The sequence below is a fragment of the Gracilibacillus kekensis genome, from assembly GCF_900143085.1.
GTDB lineage: Bacteria > Bacillota > Bacilli > Bacillales > Amphibacillaceae > Gracilibacillus > Gracilibacillus kekensis.
In genome coordinates this window covers 106,685-127,817 of record NZ_FRCZ01000002.1, presented here as the reverse complement: position 1 = coordinate 127,817, position 21,133 = coordinate 106,685, and the positions used below count along the sequence as shown (strand labels likewise).

Here is a 21,133-nt window from a genome sequence, read left to right as displayed (position 1 = left end):
GATCGGGGGTTTGTAGTTACTTCAAAAAACGTTTCATTAATTTTAAGGCATTTTTCACATGAGGATAGCGGATAGGAATATCAAATTTAGTTGTTTGTTTTAAAACACTCTCTTGATGAGAAAAGGTAAGAAAGCTATCTTTGCCATGATAGGCACCCATTCCACTGTTTCCAACACCACCAAAAGGTAAATAAGGAGAGGCCAAGTGATATAAGGTGTCATTAATACACCCGCCACCAAAAGAAAGTTCTTCGATCATCTTTTCTGCTAAATGATCATTTTCAGAGAAAAAGTAAAATGCCAATGGATTAGGATGATTTTGAATACCTGTTATGACTTCTTCTATGTCTTGATATTCCAAGATTGGCAAAATTGGTCCGAAGATTTCGCCTTCCATGACAGGGTCATTCCAACTTATGTTAGTAAGTAAAGTCGGCTCTATTTTTAATAGTTGTCGATCTAATTTACCACCTGATTTTGTATCGCCATTTGATAAGAATGGCGATAACCTGTCAAAATGTTTTTCATTCACAATTTTTACAAAGTCCTTATTCTCTATAGGATGTTCCCCATACATGGTCTGAACCTCTTGTTTTAGTGCAGAGAGAAAGCTTGCTTTAATATCACTGTGAACATATAAATAGTCAGGCGCTACACAGGTTTGTCCTGCATTCGTAAATTTTCCCCAAGCAATCCGCTTAGCTGCTAATTCTAAATTGGCATCTTTGTCAACGATCGCTGGGCTTTTACCGCCGAGTTCTAATGTAACAGGGGTAAGATGTTTTGCAGCTGCTTCCATGACTATCTTGCCGACCGGTACACTTCCAGTGAAAAAAATATAATCAAAGTTTTCCGCTAGCAGTGCTTGGTTTGTTTCAACTGCACCTTCGATTACAGTTATATAATCTTCATCAAAGGTTTCTGATATTAATTGTTTTACTGTTGCAGATGTTTCCGGTGTAAGTTCAGATGGTTTAATGACTGCACAATTACCTGCAGCAATTGCTCCAATCAATGGTGCAATCGCTAGTTGAAAAGGATAATTCCATGGGGAAATGATCAGAGCTACTCCATACGGTTGTGGATAAATATAGCTGCTGGAACCGACATGTGTCACCGCAGTTTTCACTTTTTTCTTTTTTGCCCATTCATCTATATGTTTAAGAATAAAATCAATTTCACTATATAAGATGCCTATCTCTGTTGAGAAAGCCTCAGCCTCAGATTTGTTTAAATCATGGTGAAGAGCATCTATAATCTTTTTCTCGTTTTTCTGGATCGCTTTTCTTACATTTGTTAATGCTTGTTTTCGAAAAGAAATATCTTTCGTTGCTCCGGTAGCGAAGTAAGCTTTTTGCATTGAAAGTGTTGAAGTAACATTGCTCATCGCTTTTCACCCTCCCATAAAGGTTATGTACTTAGCTTATCATTAATAAATGATTCAGTCTAAATAGGTGTACTGTAACTTTTAGAATGGATACACGTCTACATTATAGAGATTAACTAAATTACAGGAGAGAGTGAACTATGAAAGTAAAGCTATTTATCTTTTCGTCCATTGTATATTTGGACATTGTACTAATCGCGTCGGCAAATTCCAGTGCGATAGGTAATCCAACTGCAAGAGAAGTACTAAAAGCTAATACAGATGCTGATATTATACAATTAGATGGTTTAATTTACTCCAATGTGACAGATAATGAGTGGATAAAAGAGCAAGAGTATCTATTAGGTGATAAAATAGGCGAAATAAAAAAACAAACAAAGCGGAAATGGTTCTATCGTGATTATTTTGCTACGATCTTACCAAAGGGAACAGCAATATATATAAGAGAAAGACAAGAATACGAAAAAGATGCTACACCATTTATAGTTTTAGTAGAAAAAGATGGTGAAATACTCGTTTATCAGGCTATGGTAGAGGGATAAACAGGTGAATTCAGTTTGACAATATCACATAATCAAAGAAAACTCTGATTGAAAAGAAATAACAAACTGTCGATCTGGTCGTTATTTCTTTTCAATAGCTACAACAAACGGTGGCTTATTGGTTTTATTGATATATTGATATTGTAACACCTGATACGTGTCTTGATTTAACCGTGCACAATAAGTTAATACTTCATTTTTCTCTGTTGTCCCACCTGTATGACCATGATAAATGACGATAACAATGCGTCCACGTTTTTTTAATAAAGCTAACATGGATGAAATAGCATGAATCGTTGTTTCCGGCACAGTAATGATCGAAGGATCACCATGTGGTAAATACCCTAAATTAAATATCGCACCTGCGACCTTCTGATCTTGTAAATAATGTGGAACCTTTTCATGGCCATCATGGATCAATTCGACATTTTCTATGTTACTTTTCTCTAATAATACTTGTGTCTTTTCAATGGCCTGTTTTTGAATATCAAAGGCATATACTTTTCCGGTTTTTCCAACTAATCTACTTAAAAAGGTCGTATCATTTCCATTTCCACAGGTTGCATCTATGACAACATCACCATTTTGAATTATATCTTTTAATAATTGATGTGAAAATGCAATAATTGATTTCATTTCAGTATGGCTCCTTAAATAGCTTATAATCAAAAATTATTTTAGCAAATTATTATGCGAATGTGTATGAATTTCTTTGCTTGTTTCACACTATGCATGAGGTGATGATTATGACCACTAGAGATTCGATTGAAAACTTACTTATCGAAGGTCAACATATTATTCAACAAGCAGAAGAGCAGTTAGATATGTCCAATCGTAGTCAGTTTACACTAAATGAAGACTATACAAATGCCCATTTAGAATTGGAAAAGTTATCACAGAGTATTGATCGAGTCATGCATAGTGCCAATGCACAACAACGGGAACAACTGCATAGGTTTCAATTAGTTGTTAATGAAAAATTGAACGACATGATATTGGATCAAGTGGATGTAACGAGATATGAATAGGGAAGCTACCTCAAACCGAGGTAGTTTTTTTATTGTAACTTTTTATGTATTAGTGTACTATATAAATAGTACACTAATACAAGGAGCGATTGTATGTCAATTTATAGAGGGCTATGGAAAAAGGAAATGTCGATGATGCGGGGATTTCAGATTAGTTTTGTCGTCGTTATCTTTTGTTTAATGTTTTACTCTCTTTATGCGATTCTAAAGGAAGGAGGGCAAGTTTATTCATATATAATTGATGTAGCAAGCATTGGCTTTATTATCATTCCAGCAACGCTATTATTCAGCCTAAATATGGAAACGTTGCAACTAAATCAAATTTTATTTAACAAAAATGTATTTATTAAACAAATGATTATCAAAATACTGCATGGGCTCATGTTAATGGTGGGGTTTTATTTATATACGTTTTTGTTTGGTACCTTATTAGCACTGATGAAATTTTGGACAACGGGCTGGAGTGAAATAGTCAAATTAATTTTTAGTTTATTTATTACGGTCTTGCCAATCGGGTTAGCTTTATCAATAACAGTGTATATTGGATGGGTTTTCCATCAATGGCTGAAACCAAAATTAGGTTTTGCTTTGTCCATAATCAGTACTTTGATTATTCTTTATTGGGTATTTTTGGGTGGTATAGGAATAATAATGGCTAATGTTACATTTATGAAATCTTGGTGGGTTTGGAATATTAGCGAGAGGATGTATGTGCCATTATTGGATGCGTTTTTTGTAAATGATCAGTTATCGATTAGTATGCTACTTTTTTTTACTTTGTTATACTCGCTTGTCTTTTGGCTGACATCTTGGCTCTTTAAAAAGAAAGTAGAGGTGTAGGATATGCCCCTACAATTCGAGAGAGATAAACCAATATATCTCCAGGTTGCCGATCAAATCATCCAGGAAATCGTAAGTGAGACTAGACAAAAGGGAGAGAAATTACCTTCTGTACGTGATTTAGCGGTTGAATCAGGAGTAAACCCTAATACCATTCAACGGGTATATCGTGAGCTGGACCAAAGGCAAATAACCGTGACCAAAAGAGGCCAGGGTACATTCGTGACCGAAGATAAAAAGTTAATAGCTGAAGTAAGAGAATCGTTAAAAAAGCAATATCTTACTACATTTATAGAAGACATGGCTGCTTTAGGTTTTTCGCAAGATGAAATTATCAAGAGTTTGAGAGAGGGAGATCAAGATGCTTGAAGTAAAACATATAAGTAAAAAGCGAATGTTACGAACCATGTTAAAAGATTGTTCCTTTTCGATTGAAACTGGGAAAATAGTAGGAATCATTGGTGAAAATGGAAGTGGAAAAACAACGCTTTTAAAAATTTTGGCTGGAGTATTACATCCTAGCAAGGGCGATATCAATCTTGAAAAGAATCGAAGTCATCAAATCTCTTATAGTCCTGATCAAGAGTACTTTTATGACTATTTTAAAATCGAACAGTTAATTGATTTTTATAACTCTCAATTCAATGATTTTGATCTTGAACGTGCTAAAGCCCTAATAGACTTTTTCGAATTAGATCCTAAACAGAAAATAACATACTTATCCAAAGGGCAAAAGACTAGAGTGAAAATCGCAGTTACAATTGCAAGAAATACACCTTTTTTAGTATTGGATGAACCTTTAGCAGGTCTTGATCCTTTAGTAAAAGAAAAAATCATTAATGGGCTTATTCGATTTGTTGATTTAGATAAACAATCTTTAATCATTACAACCCATGAACTACTAGAAGTAGAAGCTATCTTGGATGAGGTTATCGTTTTGAAAGATGGTCAAGTTATTGAGCAAAAAGAAGTTGAAGATATAAGGAAGATTAATTCTTTACAAAATTGGTTGAAAGAAATATATTAGGCTTTCAGCACAAGGATGGAAGCCTTTTCTAGCCAAGTTACTTTTAGTAGGGTAAAATATAGTTGTAAAAAAAGGAGTGATGTATTTGAATAAACGAAAAAAGCCAACTGAACTGCTCTTGTTTGAGTATTTATTAAACCGCAAAACCCTTACGCAACAAGAATTGCTTACCTATAAAAATTTATGGCGGGGTTATCAAGGTGAAGTTCTGTTTGACTCATATCTTGAGGAATTATCATGCGATTCTATAGTCCTCCGCGATGTTTGGCTCTCTAAAAACAACCGAATATTCCAACTGGATCATCTATTGTTTTACAAAGACTGCATATATATGTTCGAAGTGAAAAACTATTCTGGAGATTTCTATTACGAAAACGAAAAGTTATATAAGGAAACAGGACAGGAGATCGATGATCCTCTAATCCAACTGAAAAGAAGCGAGTCACTTTTAAGACAATTACTAAAGTCTCTAGGCTACCACTATCATCTTGAATCTAAGGTTGTCTTCATCAATTCCGAATGTACTATTTATCAGGCTCCCAGAAATACCAATATTCTTTTACCTACACAAATAAATCGCTATTTCAAACAGTTTCAACCACATGTTTCTCTAAATCATAAATTTCCCCAATTAGCAAAAAAGCTAACATCCATCCAATTAAAACAATCACCATATAGGAATATCATTAATTATAATTATAGTCAGCTGAAAAAAGGTATACCCTATATTTTATGTCGCCAATTTTTAAATGTAGTGAAAGGAAAGCAAACATTTTGTCATTCTTGTAACAATCGTGAATTCGTTAATGATAGTGTGTTACGTAATCTTAAAGAATACATGCTTCTTTTTCCGAAAGAACGAATAACAATAGAGAAGATGCAGGAATGGTGTAATTTACCTATATCCAACCAAAGGATGCGTTACATTTTAAAAAAGTATCTTAGTTTAGAAGGCAATACAAAGGGAGCTTATTATATACCGATAGAATAATATTCTTTTCATAGAAAAAGCAGAGATTGCATGAAAAGTGGACAGGAGCACGAGAAGATTTCATGGAAAAAGTAGTGATTGCATGAAAAGTGGACAGAAGCACGAGAAGATTTCATGGAAAAAGTAGTGATTGCATGAAAAGTGGACAGGAGCAAGAGGAGATTTCATGGATAAAGAAGAAATAGCATGAAAAGTGAACAGAGACACGAGGCGAATTCATGGAAAAAGCAGTAATTGCATGAAAAGTGAATTACTTTTAAACAACATAAGAAATATAGACTAAACTCTTTCAATCTTGAGATAATAATTTCTATTAAATATCAGTACATTTAATTCAGTCCCGTGAGGCTGACAAGGACAACGGATTTGCAAAAGGGATACGTCTATGGATGATTTGTACCCTTTTGTCTGAAACTTCTTGTCACAGTTGGGCAAGGAGTTTTTTTATTGCTTAGAATATTGGTTAATAGATATTCTTACAATCTAAGTAGGAGATTCGGTCAGATCTACATACAATAAAGTGACTTGCTCAACAGATGCCAGTCAAACAGACAAAAGAGAAATAAAGAATTTTCATTACAGGCAGTACCTAAAACACACAGAAATGGTTTTTGGAAAATGTTTGTCGTTATGTTAGGTTTTACGTTCTTCTCGGCAAGCATGTGATTAGGTGGAGTGTTAGGTTTAGGGTTCACGATGCAAGGATTTATTTGGATGGTCTTACTAGGCAATTGACGAGTTTTTCATATGGAAATAACTTCAAACATATTCTTTGTTTGTGGTAATATGTCATTAGAACTATTCCAATTATTGAGGTGAAATAAATGAGGTTATTGGCAAGTATACTCATAGTTTTAGGGATTGGCTTTGCGGGACTATTTTTATGGATTATTACACTATTTGGAAAAGATCAGCAATTTTACGGTACATATATTCCGATTTTGAGCTTAGGACTAATCGTGATCATCATTCTAGCAATCTACGATAAATGGAAAAAGAAGGCTGTCAAGGTAGTCAGTATATCTTTTTTAGTAGTGGCAACCGTAACAGTAGCTACTTATGAAGGCTATCAATATTATTTGAAAAGTCTTGAAATTGTAAGCACTCAAGACGTCGACTTGTCCGAATACCAACCTTTTCAAAAAGATACGAGGGCAATTAGCTTAGAAGAAGAGTCGACACTACAATTAACAGATGACTTACCACAATTAGATGGTGCTACGGCTTTATATCCAGTATATGCAGGATTTGCTCAGGCTGTCTATCCTGAAAAAACTTATAATTTAGATGAGAGTGAAGTAATTTCAAGTCAAACATCCAATGCATTTAAAAATGTAATACATAGTGATGCCGATATAGCTTTTATGGCAGAACCTTCAGAAAAACAATATGAATTTGCTGACTCGCTAAACGTGGATATAGAATTAACCCCGATTGGGAAGGAAGCTTTTGTCTTTTTTGTTAACAAAAACAATCCAGTAGAATCTTTAACAATAGAGCAAATTCAAGCAATTTATTCGGGTGAAGTTACAAATTGGCAAGATGTTGGAGGAAATAATGAAGAAATTCGTGCTTTTCAGCGTCCAGAAGGTAGCGGTAGCCAATCGGCATTAATTCGATTTATGGATAACAGAGAATTAATGGAACCACCTGCTGACGAAATTGTTTCTGGCATGGGTGGAATTATTAGAGAAACTTCTAATTACCAAAATCATAAAAACGCGATAGGTTTTTCGTTTCGCTTTTTCTCACAAGAGATGGTGGAGAATGGTGAGATTAAACATATTGCGATTAATGGGATTGAACCAACAAAAGAAAATATCCAAAATGAAAAATATCCAGTGATAGCGGAGTTTTACGCAGTAACTAGAAGTACAACAAGCGAAAATGTTGAAAAGTTAATCAATTGGATTCAAACAAAACAAGGTCAAGAAATAGTGGATCGCACCGGATATGTGTCATTCAAGTGATCGACACCGTTATAAGAGGAGTGATAAGCGTGCAGTTTCACATAGATCTTATCGCATTAGTATCCATCCTTCATAGATCAAAATTATCTTCAGTAAGCCGGAAGATAGTTTGGAATATGAAGAGTTATTAGGATAACGGCAGAGAGAATATGGCATCACAAATGGAAATGATTTTTATCATCCAGAAATTGATATGACGAAAAAAACTTAATGTATCAAAAGAAGTATATGGTATGGAGCCATTACCTTCCGTTTGGGATCAAGTAATTCTTCAATTCCAATCACATGAACCAACGAGTACAAATGAAATGTTTGATTTTCAGTCACAACCACAAGAATTAAATGTTGGATGGGTTCCTTATGACAAGCAAGATCAAATGTTATCCATTGACAACCGTACTTCAGGTAACGGATCAGGTTCAGGTGGTGGAAATAAGGTACATATTACTCGTTTAACAGAAGATGAAATCAAATAATTGAAACCTTTTTAATCTTCATCCGTAAGCATTAGTAGAGAATACAAGGGGGATAAAATATGTTAGGTGTATTAATTGCAACATTAATCGCAATGATTTTATATGTAGTAGGTGTAATTTTAACCGTAAGCATTTCTAAACTAAATGCTAATCGCGTAATGAAGCATGGTTTGTTTATATTTTTAATTGGTTACATAATGACTGGAATTATATTTTATTTTGCTTTACCAGCAATAACGGTACCGAACATGTTAATTGCTAATCTGATCGTATCTGTAATCTTTTTACCGCTATTTCTTTATGTGATTCAGCCAGGGAAAAAAGTAGAGACAAGGGTAATGAAACCAGTCACTGGCTTTTTTAGTCTTGCTCTTATCGCAGTAATCGTCGTAATTGTGTTAGGTTTTACTACCTTAGATGAAGCACATCGATCGATTTCAGTGACAGAGGAAGAAGAAGCAAAACCATTAACGAAAGATGAAACACCAATTACAGTGGCACCAGAGTTTGCACGAAATAAAATTCAGAAAGCAATGAGTGTTGTACCAAATCCACAATTTTATGATTTAGGTAAGTTGCAAGTACAAAAAGTCGATCAAGAAATTGTTTACGTAGCACCAGTGGAATTTGCAGGTTTCTGGAAGTTTGTTCGTGGAAAAGAAACACCAGGATACTTTACGATTTCTGCAACAAATGTAAATGCACAACCTGAATTTCATGAGAGTGCAATGCAATATACTAACTCCAGCTATTTTCATAAATATGTAAAACGGGTGATCTATAATGAATATCCACAATACATTCAAAGTGGTGAAGCCCAAATTGAAATTGACGATGATGGAAAGCCATGGTATGTCCAAACCATTTATCGCCCTATGCATGTAACGAATAAACCAAATCTAGAAGCTTTAAAAGTTGTTGTAATCGATCCAACTTCAGGTGAAATGGAGATGTTTGAAACCGATCAAGCGCCAGATTTTATCGAAGGATCGGTAAGTTCAGAAATGGCTACAACAGAAAATAATTATTTTGGTAAGTATATACATGGTTGGTTAAACAGTGTTTTTGGAAAAAGAGATGTAAAAATTCCAAATGCATCTGGTTCAGAGTCCGAAGTTACTCCAATTTTTGATGAGAATGGCGAGATGTTCTATTTTACAGATTTGACATCACCTAAAGAAAATATTGATTCTGCCCTAGGTTACACCTTAATCCACGCCCGTACTGGAGAACTAACCTATTACAGTGGAGAAAAAAATAATGGAATCATGGATAGTGAGGGTGCTAAGCAGATTGTAAATAAAGAGTTTCCTGAGAAGAAATGGGAAGGATACATGCCTGTATTATACAATATTGATGGCAACCCGACTTGGGTCGTAAATGTGTTAGATCCAAATGGATTACACAAACAATATGCATACATTAAAGCAAATGATTCTGACTTTGTCGTATTTGGAGACACTGCAAACCAGACATTAGACGCGTACCGAATGGCATTATTGCAAAGACCTGGTAATGTTGGTGCTACGGATGATGCAGATTTAGAGACAAAGTCTGGTAATATTGATCGAGTGTTGGTAACATCAACTGAACAAGGGCAAGTTGTCCAGTTCTTATTAACTGGTGATTCAACTATTTATACGGTTAATGCTAGCACATCACCACTATCGATCTTTTTAGAAAAAGGAGATACCATCAGAGCAGAAGTTCAAACTTTAGACAACGGTACAGCTACAGTCGAAGAAATAAAAATTGAAGGGTTAACACAATAATGAAAAAGCATGGATAATTCCATGCTTTTTTAAAGGGAATGAAGTGAGCAGTTATTCAAGCCTATGAAGATGTTCTTCACAGGATATCTCCTGTTCTTAACGGGATACTTGGTTATCTTGGCAGGATAAGTTGACTTATCCCGTGAAGAGATAACTATATCCTGTTAAGACAATCGATTATCCTGTCTACAAAACTACATATCCAGTGAAGGGACTCTCCAACTGGTTACAAGTTCGCCGTTTCTGATTACTATAAGATATTTCCCTCTTTTTTTAATCTCCGATATATCTCCCAGGTAGCAATGGCACATAGAATAGCGGTAAGTGCGATAAAGAAATAACCAGCTTGCATACCGATTCTATTACTTTCTTCAAATGTAGTGCCAAAAGATAGATTGGTAACCCATTCGATAATATATCCAATTAATAAATTCGTTACCACACCACCAATCCCAATTAACACTACTGTAAAGGTAATCGCTGTATCTGTACCTTTGGTGTACTTTTTAGCAATTAGCGCCATCATTGTTGGATAAATCGGACCAATTCCAAAACCAGCGATGGCAAATAGAATGGCATATTGATCACCTGTGAAAATTGGAATCATACTTAATACCCCGGCAAATATTGAAAATACTATAATTGAGATAGCATAGCCAAATTTATCTGTGACAGGGCCTAATAAAAGTCTTGCTAACATAAATGAAAAGAAAAAGATCGATAACATTCCAGAAGCTTCAGCAATCGACCATTCACTTACTTTTACCAGATAGTTCACGAGCCATGCTGCGATTCCAAGCTCCGCTGTTACACCCATTGTTAATGCAAATACAACGAGCCATGCAATCGGATCTCGCGTCAATTTTTTTATAGAAGTTCGGTCTTCCTCTTCCGCACCTTCATCTTTTGGAAAACGACTTAATACAACAGGAATAATTGGTAAGATCGATAATGATAGCATAATCATATACATTCCACGCCAGCCAAGTACAGTTGATGAGATTTCCCACCCCATCATTTGAGCCGCAACAATTGGTGCAACCGTTGAACCAAGTCCGTAAAAGAAATGGGATAAATTAAGCATTGTTCCAGTATTTTTTGTAAATAATCGAGCTGCAATAATAGCTAAGCCTATTTCGAGCATTCCATTCCCAATGTATAATAAAAAGTAAGCCCCAACTAAGGAAGCAAAATTAGTAGAAAAATAGATAAATACTCCAGATACCGCCATTAATAAAAAAGTTAATATACTCGTTGCTTTGGCTCCGATTTTTGAGATCAACCAAGATGTATACGTACATGCCAGTAAAAACCCGAATGCATTGATAGCTAATAATACACCAAGCGTCCCATCACTAAGGGATAATTCATTTTGCATATCAGGTATCGCTGGCCCTTTAATATTTTCAGAAACTCCAAAGATTAGAAAGCCCCCAAAGATAACAAATAAAAGTAAGAAATAATTCGTTTTTGGTTTTAAATTCATATGTATGATTCTCCTTGTGAAAACGTTATTTATCATCATACCGTAAAAGTATACTTTTGTAATGCTTTGTGATTCGAAATAATAGATTCAAAAATATGAATATATTAAACTCAAGAGGAAGCGATTTCGACAAGGGGTTATAATATGAATCAGACACAGATGAAAACCATACCACTAAAACAAGTGCAAATAATAACAGATGATTTTTGGAAAAGTAAAATAGATTTAGCAAAAGATGTTATTATTTCCTATCAATGGGACGTAATGCCTAAGCTACACTCCTATTTGATGTGTAGCTTAGGCATTATTAATTAAAAGATACAATGAGTTAACATAATATTTTATTTGTACTGTTCAAAAATGTGTTATGATTGAATTATTAACAGGTAGGTTTTGGTTTTATATCAGGAGGAAGAAAATGATCGAGTTCACGAAACGGCAATCAGAAATTATGACAATTTTAAAAAAACACGAACCAATTACTGCTGAACAAATTGCTGAGATGCTTGGGGTAAGTAAGGGTACCCTTCGTTCTGATCTAGCAGTATTAGTAATGACCGGACATATCGAGGCAAAACCTAAAGTCGGTTATTTTTTATCGAAAACAAAGGATGAAACAAATAATCAAAATGTATGGAAGCAAACTTTGGTGAAAGATGTTCAGGGGCTTGCAGTCACGATTCAAAGGACCACAACAGTTAATGACGCGGTGATCTCTCTTTTTTTAGATGATGTAGGATCATTAATCGTTGTCGATGAAAACCACTATTTGCAAGGGATCGTCTCTCGGAAAGACTTGCTAAAGGTAACTTTAGGGAATTCACAAGCGACATCAATGCCGGTCCAGCTTGTAATGACAAGGCAACCCAAGGTATACACTATTACAGCAGATAAGAGTGTTTATGACGCAGCTAAAATGATGGTGTACTATGAAGTAGATAGCTTACCAGTTGTAAAACTTGAAGATGACAATAAAAATAAAGTGATAGGGCGTATCACTAAAACGAATATAGTAAAAGCATTAATTGATATGGGATCCGAAGCATAATGCAAGGGGGATATTAGGTATGACAAAAAATAAGTCGTTTATTTATGTTTGTTCCGACGCAGTAGGCGAGACAGCAGAGGCGGTTGTTCGAGCAACGGTCAGACAATTCACCAACAGTAATGTACAGGTGAAAAGATATAGTCACATTCAATCAGAAGAAGAAATCGAAACCATTGTTCAAGAAGTGCGGGCTAACCAAAGCTTTATCGCATATACTCTAGTTCAACCTGAGCTAAGAGCAAAAATGCAACAAGATGCGATTCGCTATGATATTCGGGCGGTGGATGTAATGGGACCAATGATGCAAGCATACATTGACACATTTAACGGCAATCCTAAACCTGAACCAGGTCAAAGACAAGTACTTGATGAAGAATATTTTAAACGAATTGAAGCAGTCGAATTTGCTGTTAAATATGATGATGGTAAAGATGTAAAAGGTTTGTTATTAGCCGATGTTGTGCTTATTGGTGTTTCCAGAACGTCAAAAACGCCATTAAGCATTTTCTTAGCACATAAAGGTATAAAAACAGCGAACCTTCCAATTTTACCCGATATGGAAGCTCCAGAAGAGCTATTTCAAAAAGAAGAACGTATGATTGTTGGTTTAACTATAGACCCTGGTCATTTATTAAAGATAAGAACGGAAAGGTTAAAAACATTAGGTCTACCGGCTCAATCTAAATATGCTTCAATGGAGCAGATCAAAAAGGAGTTAAAGACTGCGAACGAATTAATGACCAAATTAGCTTGCCCTGTCATTAACGTTTCCGATAAATCAATCGAAGAAACAGCAGGCGTCATCACGAACATGCGAGCAAACCAAAAGTAGGAGCGAAATATAAGCTTCTACTTTTTTTATGTTTTTAATATCAGTGATGAGTATAAGCAGGATTATGCGGCACTATTGTGGTGGTAATTATGAGATGTTATATGTGCTTTGCAATCGCTTCGGCTTGTCGACTTCCCTTTCCGCGGGTTTTTCTCCTTAGCTAACTTTTTAAGCAAAGGGCGCTTAAAAAGTGGATCTTCGGATAAAAACATCCCGCAGGAGTGAAAGCCGACGCCTGCGCTTTTTTATACTCTACAACTAAGCAAGAGAACTCATTTTTGCTATAATAACTAGCTTTTGTGGTAAATAATTTAAGCGATAATCCAAAATATTAGCATTTGCAATAGTTTTAGAATCCCACTAAGCGTAGGCGGCCACTTCCACTCCTATGGGATTCTTTTTCCTGAAGATCCACATTCAATTTTTGCTTGGAAAATTTAGCTGAAGGAAAAAGCACATGGAAAGGGAAGTGGACAAGCCGAAGCGGTTTTTACGCACACAAAGCATCTCATAATTACCACAAAGTTGTGTCGCATTGTCCTACTTTAGTGAACTAACTTTATTTTAATAATGACTCTGCTCCGTCTATGAACATTTCTGTGCCTGTTATATGGCTGGAATCGTCGGAGGCTAGAAAACTTACCAGCTTTGCTACTTCTTCTGGTTTACCAGGTCTATTTTCTAGTGGTTTATCACCTTCAGGAAATTCCATTGGTATATCGATTTTTTTCAATTCCGGAGTCTTTTCGGTATTCTTGCCAATGTTCGTTTCAATAGCTCCAGGACATATGATGTTTACTCTAATTTTATATTGTGCAAGTTCGAGAGCTGCCATTTTTCCAAAAGCCATTTGTCCAGCTTTTGAAGTACTATAAGCTGACATTCCAAAATTCGAAAAAATTCTATTGCCATTAACAGAGCTGGTAATAATAATACTTCCACCATGTTCTTTTAAAAAAGGTACAGCATATTTTACGGTATGAAACGTTCCTTTTAGGTTTGTATTAATCGTCTTGTCCCAGTCTTCAGGGTCTAAATCTTCAATTGGAGCAAGAACACCATTAATACCACCATTTGCAAAGACAATATCAAGCCTGCCACACTTATTATTTACTTCTTCCATAGCTGATTGAACACGTTGAGGATCTGATAAATCCACATCTGCAATTATTGCTTCACCACCAATATCTTCAATTTCATTTTTTACTTTATTAGCCTGTTCTTCTTTAATATCCATTAAACAAATTTTAGCACCCTCTTGGGCGAGGGAGATAGCTGAGGCTCTTCCAATACCAGAACTCCCACCTGTTACAACAGCAACTTTACCCGTAAATCGATTAGACATTTTCATTCTCCTCATCATTTCATATTTTGTATACTATTCCCACATCACTATGAGATAACACACATTTAATGAAATCTTTGAAATCGCTTTTATCGATTAAAGGAAAAGATAATGCTAAAATGAATGGTATAACAGAGCAATAATTCAAGGAGGCCATCATGAATAAAAGAATTTTAATAACAGAACCAATACCTGAAAACGTGAAAAATCACCTTAAAGAACAAGTGGAGGTAGATACTTGGGATAGTCCTGATCAGATGCCAAGACAGCAATTACTAGATACGATAGGGGACTACCATGGCCTAATTACTGCAAAGGATAAAATTGATGACGAATTACTTAACAAAGCAAAGAAACTAGAAGTTGTTAGTAACATATCGGTAGGATACGATAATTTTGATGTGGAAGCGTTAAAGCGCTCTCATGTTATAGCAACTCATACTCCTTATGTACTGGATGAAACCGTAGCAGATCTTATTTTCGGTTTGATTCTAAGTAGTGCAAGAAGAATTCCAGAACTTGATCACTATGTTAAACAAGGGAAATGGAACAAAGCTGTCGACCTACCTTTATTCGGTCGCAATGTCCATCATAAAAAACTAGGTATAGTAGGGATGGGACGGATTGGCGAGAAAGTTGCCAGAAGAGCGAAACTAGGATTTGAAATGGATGTAACTTATTATAATAGAAGTAGAAAAGAACAACTGGAAAAAGAATTAGGAGTCAATTTTCAAGAATTTGACGAATTGATAAAAGAGTCTGATTTTATTTTATTAATGACTCCTTTGACAAAACAAACCTATCATTTGATAGGTGAAAAAGCATTTGAAAGCATGAAGGAAACCTGCTTTTTTATAAATGCTTCTAGAGGCGCAGTTGTCGATGAAGATGCAATGATCGATGCACTTCAAGAAGGGAGAATTGCTGGTGCAGGCTTAGATGTATTCGAGCAAGAACCAGTCGATCCTAAAAATCCACTTTTGAAAATGAACAATGTAGTAACATTACCACATATCGGATCCGCTACTGCCGAAACACGTGAAGAAATGAAATTTTTTGCAGCTAAGAACGCTTTGCAAGCATTAAACAAAGAAAAGCCTGACGCAGTTATTAAAGAATTGCAATAGTATAATTACCAATAAGTAAAGAAAAACATGACATTATGTAGATGCCATGTTTTTCTTTTTGTTTTTATAAGAAAGCATATAAGCGGCGTCATGTCTAGCTCCGAGCGCCAGAAACTAGGCGACTTCACGAAATCGTCCTACGATAAGTCATCATCGGTTCGCTTTTCTCAGTGATTCCTTTATCTCAGTCGATTCGCTCCATTCGCTACGTTTCTAAGCGGGCGCTCTGCGCTTTTCTTATTGATTTGCCCGATTTGCTTGCTCGATGACTCGATTTGTTTCCTCAGCTGCTTTATCCAACGCTTCTTTAGGATCTGTTCCTTGTAAAACATTTTCCATTGCTGTAACGACTTGCTGTCTTGCTTCAGGGAAAACAGAAATCAAAGCACCTTGTGTCGCATAGGAAGGCTTAGTTTCTTGTAATTGATCGACTGTTACTTTTAATTGAGGAAATTCCTTCCATCTTTCTTTTACAATATCTTCTTCATATGCAGATGGGTTAATTGCAAAGTATCCTGTATCAATATGCCATTTCGCTTGGCTTTCAGCTGATTGTAAGAATTTCATAAACTCCCATGCTGCTTGTTGTTTTTCTGGATCAATACCATTAGACATCCAAAGTGAAGCACCACCGATGATCACACCATTTCTTTCTGCTTCTTCTGAATAAGGAATATAAGCAACGCCAACTTCGAATGGTGCATTTTCAATCGTACTAGCTACACCAGCAGAGGAGTCTAAATACATCGCCGTGTTTTCTGTTTGGAATGCTGCACGAATATCGTCCCAGTTAGAGCCGAAATTTCCGTATGTACCAGCTTTATTCATTTCATCCATTAATTCGAATATGCGCAAGCCTTCTTCACCATTAAATACAGCTTCTGTTGCCGCTTCAGATCGACCATTATCATTGTTAACAAAATGGCCGCCTTGTGTCGCGATCAATTCTTCAATAAACCATCCGTAATTTAAAAGCGAGAAACCGTAACGTTCTGTATTGTCACCATCTTTAACCGTAAGCTTTTCAGCTGCTTCTTTAATTTCAGTAAATGTTTGTGGTGGATTTTCAGGGTCAAGTCCGGCTTCTTTAAAAGCGTCTTTATTATATAACATGACAGGAGTGGAAGAGTTAAAAGGCATCGAATATAACTGGTCATCCACTGTATAATAATTAAGGATATTTTCTTCGAGTTGTGAGACATCATAGCCTTCTTCATCGATAAATGATTGAACTGGTTCAATAAAACCACTATCAATCATATATTTTGTTCCAACTTCAAACGTTTGAATAATGGCAGGAGCGTCCTCTGTGCCACCAACACTACGATATTTTGTCAACGCTTCTTCATAAGAACCTTGGAATTCTGGAATAATTGTGTAATCGTTCTGTGATTGATTAAAATTGTCTACAATTGCTTCTATCGATTCTTGTCCGCCACCTGACATAGCATGCCAGAATACAGCTTCTACTTTTTCGTCTGATGCTTCTTCAGTTGTTTCTTCTTCTGTTTCCGTAGTTTCGTTCGTTTCTTCTGACTCGTTTGATTCCTCATCTACTTCTTGACCATCCGCATCATTTGAACATGCAGTGATCAGCATTGCAAAGCAGATTGTTAATAATATTAATAAAAACTTTTTCATCTTTTATTTCCCCCTTGTTATTTTAAAGCACCTTGAGCGAGCCCTTTTTGGAGTTGTTTTTGTCCTAAAAACAACAGTATTAATGTTGGAATGATTACAATAATAACGCCGGCCATTACCACCCCCCAATCTGTAGCCATCTCTTGGGTTTGTAATTGTTTTAAACCAATTTGTACTGGACGAACATCATCATTATTTGTCACAAGTAAAGGCCACAGGTACATATTCCATGTCGTCAGAAATCCATAAGCTCCTAATGTAACAAAAGAAGTTCTACTATATGGAATCACCACTTTCCAGAAGAACTTAAATGAGCGAAGCCCAGCAATATCACTAGCTTCTTTTAATTCTTTAGGAATCGTTAGAAAATGTTGTCGCAGTAGAAATGTTCCAAATGCAATCGCAAAAAAGGGTATTGTTAGGCCTTGATAACTGTTAATCCAGTCCAATTGTTGGATCGTAATAAAATTCGGTATCATGGTAGCTTCCCAAGGAATCATCATCGTTGAAATAAAGATAAAGAAAACTATATTCCGTCCTTTAAAAGGAATAAAGACAAACGCGAATGCAGCAAGTGCACTTACCAGCAATTGTCCGAGCATGACGACTGTTGAAATAAAGAAACTATTCCATAAATAATGTGCTAATGGTAACCGTTCAAATGCTTTTTTATAATTATCCAAGTGGAAGGATTCTGGAATAAATTTACCTTGCAAAAGTTCTGAGCCACTCATAAAACTAATAAAAAAGGCATATACAAGCGGAAAAAAGACAATAATCGCTGTGATGATTAATAATACATAGGTAATAATCGGTCGAAATACTCTCATTGATAGTGCACCTTCCTTTCGCCAAATTTAAATTGCAAAATCGTTACAATTAAAATGCATAGAAATAGAAAGATCGATTGTGCACTAGCAGTACCAAACTGATAATTCACAAAAGCTTCACGATAAATAGAATATACAATGAGATTCGTGGATTCAGATGGTCCACCTTGTGTCAAAATATCTACTTGACCAAAAGTTTGAAACGCATTAATCAATGATACTGTTACGACAAAAAACAGAGTAGGGGATAACATCGGAATCGTAATACGTCTTAATTGATAAAAGTAACCTGCACCAGATATTTTGGCACTTTCGTATAGATGTTCATCAACATTTTGTAGTCCGCCTAAAATAATTAAAAAAGAAAATCCAATATTCATCCAAATTGTGGTCACAGCAACGGAAACGAGCGCCCAATCTGGATGTAATAACCAATCAATAGAAGTACCGCCAACCGATGCTATTAGTTGATTTAAGATCCCCATACTAGGATGAAAGATAAACAACCAGACGACAGCAGAGGCTGCTACGGAGACACCCATGGTTGAGGAATAAATTGTTCGAAAGAAACCAACACCTTTTAGTTTTTCATTCGCAAGTAATGCTAAAAATAAGGAAATTAAAATTCCGGTTGGAACCGTATATAGCACAAATAATAAAGTTGCTTTAATACTTTTATGAAAACTTTCCGCTTGTAATATATACTGGTAATTTTCCCACCCTACAAAAACATTTGCGACCCCTTGTTGATCGGTTAGAAAGAAACTTAAATATAGTGTTTTTCCTAATGGATAAAACAGAAATACACTAAATAGGATCATAGAAGGTAAAAGGTAAAGAATAGCTGAACGCCAATGGACAAAACGCCATTTTGTATCGATCTGAGTTAGCGTTTTTTCTTGAAATGCTGTTGCGTTCTTCATATAATCCCCTCACGGACATTCTGTTTTTGAATATTGCTAGGCTTAACTATTAGTTTTTCTGTATGTTCATCGTAGATACATAGTGAATCCTTATCCAATTGCAGTTGAAGGCTTTGACCAACGTCGATATTCCATTGACCGTGCCACTTTGCATACCAATCCGAGTTATTCCATTTAAACTTTATCAACGTTTCTGTACCCAATATTTCTAAATGATCTATCTTTACTTCAAATGAAAGATTAGCTTGACTGTTAGCAGAGCTAATTTCGATATTTTCTGGTCGTATTCCAACGATTACCTTATTATTCTCAATATTGTTTAAGACCATTGGATCGATTGGAATTGATAATTGGTCTTGCAGAGTGATATGATGTTTCTCCCGATTTACAAGTCCTGTTGTAAGATTCATAGGAGGGGATCCTATAAATTTAGCTACAAAAGGATTTGCAGGTGAATTATAGACATCAATCGGTTTTCCAACTTGCTGAATTTCACCCTCGTTTAATACCATAATGCGATCACCCATTGTCATTGCTTCCACTTGATCATGGGTAACATAAATTAGGGTGATTCCTAGTTTACGTTGTAATTCTCTTATTTCAGCACGCATGTGTGCACGCAATTTGGCGTCTAGGTTTGATAAAGGCTCATCCATTAAGCAGATAGGTGAATTGGTAATAATAGCACGCGCCAGAGCTACCCGTTGTCTTTGCCCACCTGATAGATGACGGGGTTTTCGTTTCAAATATTCTGTTAATCCTAACATTTCAGCTATATCATTACATTTTTTTCTCTGTTCTTTCTTACGAATTTTCTTTACATCTAATCCAAATGTAATATTATCTTCAACCGTCATATGAGGATATAAAGCATAATTTTGAAAAACCATCGATAGTTCTCTTTTGCTTGGTGGTAAATGATTCGCTTTTTTTCCATCGATTCGAAGCGTGCCAGCAGAAATTCCCTCCAATCCAGCAATCATTCGTAACAGCGTACTTTTGCCACAGCCTGAAGGCCCGACAAGCACAAAAAACTCTCCAGATTGGATCGTAATGTTTACATCTTTGACAACAAGCTGCTTGTTGTCATACGTTTTGTCTACATTGATTAGTTCGACTGAATACATATGTATATCTCCTTTAACTCAAATGCTTGTACCTTATTGCTGATTATAAAAAAGAAGTATGAAAGCAGTTTAAATCTGGTGTTAAAAAATCTATACAATACTTTACAATCTTTAACAATATCGAATAAAAATGAAAAAAGTACTTTCATAATAATAAAATTATTTGTATGATAGTATTTGTGAAGAAAAGAATTTGATGATTTTGTATGATAATGAGGTGGAAATATGGACTTGATACAACAATCAATGGCAACACCTGTCGATAACTTTTTGGGAATGTTGATATATGCAGTTATTTATATGTTTATAGCAGGTCTCGTTATGGGATTAGCTCTGAAGTTTATTCCAAATCGTCTACCATATGCGGTGAAAAGTTTAATTGTATTTATTGCTATTATTATTAGTTTGATCATATGGTGGCAGACGATTGCAGAACCAGGCATCAAGATTTAATTTAAATGTATAGATAATTTCATATAGCAAAAGAGCTCAGAGAAAATATTTTTATCATGTGAAAAATCCAAAAGATTTTCGAATGAAATTTCGAAATCTTTTGGTTTTTTTATTAGAGAAGCATATAATCCGAGATATTAACGGGTGGAATGGAACTTCCGGTTTTTCTTGGATCTTAGGAAAGTAAGGCTCAATATAAAATTATTTCTTTTTTTGATTATTGCGTAGGACAATAGTACCTGGTTTAACACTTTCTAATTAAGTGAATAGTTCGCTTATTAATAGCGC

At 35.4% G+C, this 21,133-nt stretch carries 22 protein-coding genes and 1 pseudogene; 15 read left to right on the top strand and 8 right to left on the bottom strand.

Translation table 11 applies throughout. The features are described from left to right. Positions 1-16 precede the first annotated feature (16 nt). Positions 17-1,387 (bottom strand): aldehyde dehydrogenase, encoded by a 1,371-nt coding sequence (locus BUC25_RS06110; protein ID WP_073200780.1) that lies wholly within the window; start codon positions 1,385-1,387, stop codon positions 17-19. Positions 1,388-1,527: 140 nt separating this feature from the next. Between BUC25_RS06110 and BUC25_RS06105 the strand changes: the two genes are divergently transcribed. Beyond that, complete coding sequence (locus BUC25_RS06105; RefSeq protein WP_073200778.1) at positions 1,528-1,929, top strand: hypothetical protein; 402 nt, start codon at positions 1,528-1,530, stop codon at positions 1,927-1,929. Between the two features lie 81 nt (positions 1,930-2,010). Here the strand turns inward: BUC25_RS06105 and mnmM are convergent, their stop codons facing one another. Then, positions 2,011-2,565, bottom strand: coding sequence for a tRNA 5-(aminomethyl)-2-thiouridylate-methyltransferase MnmM (gene mnmM / locus BUC25_RS06100; RefSeq protein WP_073200776.1), 555 nt, complete (start codon positions 2,563-2,565; stop codon positions 2,011-2,013). 110 nt (positions 2,566-2,675) lie between these two features. On the opposite strand from mnmM, the gene BUC25_RS06095 reads away from it, so the two are divergent. The 9 genes and pseudogenes from BUC25_RS06095 (at position 2,676) to BUC25_RS06060 (ending at position 10,033) form a co-directional block, all read left to right on the top strand. Continuing rightward, positions 2,676-2,957: a DUF2524 family protein gene (locus tag BUC25_RS06095; RefSeq protein WP_073200773.1), complete on the top strand. Its 282-nt coding sequence runs from the start codon at positions 2,676-2,678 to the stop codon at positions 2,955-2,957. Positions 2,958-3,050: 93 nt separating this feature from the next. Beyond that, positions 3,051-3,797: a hypothetical protein gene (locus BUC25_RS06090; protein WP_073200771.1), complete on the top strand. Its 747-nt coding sequence runs from the start codon at positions 3,051-3,053 to the stop codon at positions 3,795-3,797. A gap of 3 nt (positions 3,798-3,800) precedes the next feature. Next, positions 3,801-4,166, top strand: coding sequence for a GntR family transcriptional regulator (locus BUC25_RS06085; RefSeq protein ID WP_073200769.1), 366 nt, complete (start codon positions 3,801-3,803; stop codon positions 4,164-4,166). Beyond that, complete coding sequence (locus BUC25_RS06080) at positions 4,159-4,824, top strand: ATP-binding cassette domain-containing protein (protein ID WP_073200767.1); 666 nt, start codon at positions 4,159-4,161, stop codon at positions 4,822-4,824. Before BUC25_RS06085 ends, BUC25_RS06080 begins: the two co-directional genes overlap by 8 nt. A gap of 85 nt (positions 4,825-4,909) precedes the next feature. Continuing rightward, positions 4,910-5,815 carry a nuclease-related domain-containing protein gene (locus tag BUC25_RS06075; RefSeq protein WP_139251785.1) on the top strand — a complete coding sequence of 302 codons (906 nt, stop codon included), beginning with the start codon at positions 4,910-4,912 and terminating at the stop codon, positions 5,813-5,815. Positions 5,816-6,340: 525 nt separating this feature from the next. Continuing rightward, positions 6,341-6,547: pseudogene (locus BUC25_RS19555) on the top strand (hypothetical protein); the annotation flags it as partial. A gap of 92 nt (positions 6,548-6,639) precedes the next feature. Next, the gene (locus tag BUC25_RS06070; protein WP_073200762.1) at positions 6,640-7,785 is read left to right on the top strand and encodes a PstS family phosphate ABC transporter substrate-binding protein; all 1,146 of its coding nucleotides are present in this window, start codon (positions 6,640-6,642) and stop codon (positions 7,783-7,785) included. Between the two features lie 233 nt (positions 7,786-8,018). After that, complete coding sequence (locus BUC25_RS06065) at positions 8,019-8,261, top strand: hypothetical protein (RefSeq protein WP_073200761.1); 243 nt, start codon at positions 8,019-8,021, stop codon at positions 8,259-8,261. Between the two features lie 59 nt (positions 8,262-8,320). Beyond that, positions 8,321-10,033 carry a US12 family protein gene (locus BUC25_RS06060; protein WP_073200759.1) on the top strand — a complete coding sequence of 571 codons (1,713 nt, stop codon included), beginning with the start codon at positions 8,321-8,323 and terminating at the stop codon, positions 10,031-10,033. Positions 10,034-10,283: 250 nt separating this feature from the next. Here BUC25_RS06060 and BUC25_RS06055 read toward each other — a convergent pair whose 3' ends face one another. Beyond that, positions 10,284-11,519, bottom strand: a complete 1,236-nt coding sequence (locus tag BUC25_RS06055; protein ID WP_084543392.1) for an MFS transporter — start codon at positions 11,517-11,519, stop codon at positions 10,284-10,286. A 144-nt stretch (positions 11,520-11,663) separates the two neighbouring features. Here BUC25_RS06055 and BUC25_RS19300 point away from each other — a divergent pair, with 144 nt between their 5' ends. The 3 genes from BUC25_RS19300 (at position 11,664) to BUC25_RS06045 (ending at position 13,399) form a co-directional block, all read left to right on the top strand. After that, positions 11,664-11,834: a hypothetical protein gene (locus BUC25_RS19300; RefSeq protein ID WP_170862654.1), complete on the top strand. Its 171-nt coding sequence runs from the start codon at positions 11,664-11,666 to the stop codon at positions 11,832-11,834. Between the two features lie 103 nt (positions 11,835-11,937). Continuing rightward, positions 11,938-12,567, top strand: a complete 630-nt coding sequence (locus tag BUC25_RS06050) for a helix-turn-helix transcriptional regulator (RefSeq protein WP_073200757.1) — start codon at positions 11,938-11,940, stop codon at positions 12,565-12,567. 19 nt (positions 12,568-12,586) lie between these two features. Continuing rightward, positions 12,587-13,399: a pyruvate, water dikinase regulatory protein gene (locus BUC25_RS06045; protein WP_073200755.1), complete on the top strand. Its 813-nt coding sequence runs from the start codon at positions 12,587-12,589 to the stop codon at positions 13,397-13,399. 559 nt (positions 13,400-13,958) lie between these two features. Here the strand turns inward: BUC25_RS06045 and BUC25_RS06040 are convergent. Then, the gene (locus tag BUC25_RS06040) at positions 13,959-14,744 is read right to left on the bottom strand and encodes an SDR family oxidoreductase (RefSeq protein ID WP_073200753.1); all 786 of its coding nucleotides are present in this window, start codon (positions 14,742-14,744) and stop codon (positions 13,959-13,961) included. A gap of 158 nt (positions 14,745-14,902) precedes the next feature. On the opposite strand from BUC25_RS06040, the gene BUC25_RS06035 reads away from it, so the two are divergent. After that, complete coding sequence (locus tag BUC25_RS06035; RefSeq protein ID WP_073200751.1) at positions 14,903-15,871, top strand: 2-hydroxyacid dehydrogenase; 969 nt, start codon at positions 14,903-14,905, stop codon at positions 15,869-15,871. Between the two features lie 237 nt (positions 15,872-16,108). Here BUC25_RS06035 and BUC25_RS06030 read toward each other — a convergent pair whose 3' ends face one another. Genes BUC25_RS06030 through BUC25_RS06015 form a run of 4 tightly spaced genes read right to left on the bottom strand, consistent with a single transcriptional unit; the run spans position 16,109 to position 20,392 of the window. Beyond that, complete coding sequence (locus BUC25_RS06030) at positions 16,109-17,512, bottom strand: ABC transporter substrate-binding protein (protein ID WP_073200749.1); 1,404 nt, start codon at positions 17,510-17,512, stop codon at positions 16,109-16,111. Positions 17,513-17,529: 17 nt separating this feature from the next. Continuing rightward, positions 17,530-18,342, bottom strand: coding sequence for a carbohydrate ABC transporter permease (locus tag BUC25_RS06025; RefSeq protein WP_073200747.1), 813 nt, complete (start codon positions 18,340-18,342; stop codon positions 17,530-17,532). Further along, positions 18,339-19,265 carry a carbohydrate ABC transporter permease gene (locus tag BUC25_RS06020; protein WP_073200745.1) on the bottom strand — a complete coding sequence of 309 codons (927 nt, stop codon included), beginning with the start codon at positions 19,263-19,265 and terminating at the stop codon, positions 18,339-18,341. Before BUC25_RS06020 ends, BUC25_RS06025 begins: the two co-directional genes overlap by 4 nt. Next, positions 19,262-20,392 (bottom strand): ABC transporter ATP-binding protein, encoded by a 1,131-nt coding sequence (locus tag BUC25_RS06015; RefSeq protein WP_073200743.1) that lies wholly within the window; start codon positions 20,390-20,392, stop codon positions 19,262-19,264. The genes BUC25_RS06020 and BUC25_RS06015 overlap by 4 nt, the downstream gene beginning before the upstream one ends. A gap of 225 nt (positions 20,393-20,617) precedes the next feature. On the opposite strand from BUC25_RS06015, the gene BUC25_RS06010 reads away from it, so the two are divergent. Beyond that, positions 20,618-20,845: a hypothetical protein gene (locus BUC25_RS06010; protein WP_073200741.1), complete on the top strand. Its 228-nt coding sequence runs from the start codon at positions 20,618-20,620 to the stop codon at positions 20,843-20,845. Positions 20,846-21,133: the final 288 nt, after the last annotated feature.

What these genes read in the sequence shown, in the direction of transcription:
- BUC25_RS06110 (WP_073200780.1), bottom strand. Translation starts at nt 1,387, where the DNA reads ATGAGCAATGTTACTTCAACACTTTCAATGCAAAAAGCTTACTTCGCT.
- BUC25_RS06105 (WP_073200778.1), top strand. Translation starts at nt 1,528, where the DNA reads ATGAAAGTAAAGCTATTTATCTTTTCGTCCATTGTATATTTGGACATT.
- mnmM (WP_073200776.1), bottom strand. Translation starts at nt 2,565, where the DNA reads ATGAAATCAATTATTGCATTTTCACATCAATTATTAAAAGATATAATT.
- BUC25_RS06095 (WP_073200773.1), top strand. Translation starts at nt 2,676, where the DNA reads ATGACCACTAGAGATTCGATTGAAAACTTACTTATCGAAGGTCAACAT.
- BUC25_RS06090 (WP_073200771.1), top strand. Translation starts at nt 3,051, where the DNA reads ATGTCAATTTATAGAGGGCTATGGAAAAAGGAAATGTCGATGATGCGG.
- BUC25_RS06085 (WP_073200769.1), top strand. Translation starts at nt 3,801, where the DNA reads ATGCCCCTACAATTCGAGAGAGATAAACCAATATATCTCCAGGTTGCC.
- BUC25_RS06080 (WP_073200767.1), top strand. Translation starts at nt 4,159, where the DNA reads ATGCTTGAAGTAAAACATATAAGTAAAAAGCGAATGTTACGAACCATG.
- BUC25_RS06070 (WP_073200762.1), top strand. Translation starts at nt 6,640, where the DNA reads ATGAGGTTATTGGCAAGTATACTCATAGTTTTAGGGATTGGCTTTGCG.
- BUC25_RS06065 (WP_073200761.1), top strand. Translation starts at nt 8,019, where the DNA reads ATGGAGCCATTACCTTCCGTTTGGGATCAAGTAATTCTTCAATTCCAA.
- BUC25_RS06060 (WP_073200759.1), top strand. Translation starts at nt 8,321, where the DNA reads ATGTTAGGTGTATTAATTGCAACATTAATCGCAATGATTTTATATGTA.
- BUC25_RS06055 (WP_084543392.1), bottom strand. Translation starts at nt 11,519, where the DNA reads ATGAATTTAAAACCAAAAACGAATTATTTCTTACTTTTATTTGTTATC.
- BUC25_RS19300 (WP_170862654.1), top strand. Translation starts at nt 11,664, where the DNA reads ATGAATCAGACACAGATGAAAACCATACCACTAAAACAAGTGCAAATA.
- BUC25_RS06050 (WP_073200757.1), top strand. Translation starts at nt 11,938, where the DNA reads ATGATCGAGTTCACGAAACGGCAATCAGAAATTATGACAATTTTAAAA.
- BUC25_RS06045 (WP_073200755.1), top strand. Translation starts at nt 12,587, where the DNA reads ATGACAAAAAATAAGTCGTTTATTTATGTTTGTTCCGACGCAGTAGGC.
- BUC25_RS06040 (WP_073200753.1), bottom strand. Translation starts at nt 14,744, where the DNA reads ATGTCTAATCGATTTACGGGTAAAGTTGCTGTTGTAACAGGTGGGAGT.
- BUC25_RS06035 (WP_073200751.1), top strand. Translation starts at nt 14,903, where the DNA reads ATGAATAAAAGAATTTTAATAACAGAACCAATACCTGAAAACGTGAAA.
- BUC25_RS06030 (WP_073200749.1), bottom strand. Translation starts at nt 17,512, where the DNA reads ATGAAAAAGTTTTTATTAATATTATTAACAATCTGCTTTGCAATGCTG.
- BUC25_RS06025 (WP_073200747.1), bottom strand. Translation starts at nt 18,342, where the DNA reads ATGAGAGTATTTCGACCGATTATTACCTATGTATTATTAATCATCACA.
- BUC25_RS06020 (WP_073200745.1), bottom strand. Translation starts at nt 19,265, where the DNA reads ATGAAGAACGCAACAGCATTTCAAGAAAAAACGCTAACTCAGATCGAT.
- BUC25_RS06015 (WP_073200743.1), bottom strand. Translation starts at nt 20,392, where the DNA reads ATGTATTCAGTCGAACTAATCAATGTAGACAAAACGTATGACAACAAG.
- BUC25_RS06010 (WP_073200741.1), top strand. Translation starts at nt 20,618, where the DNA reads ATGGACTTGATACAACAATCAATGGCAACACCTGTCGATAACTTTTTG.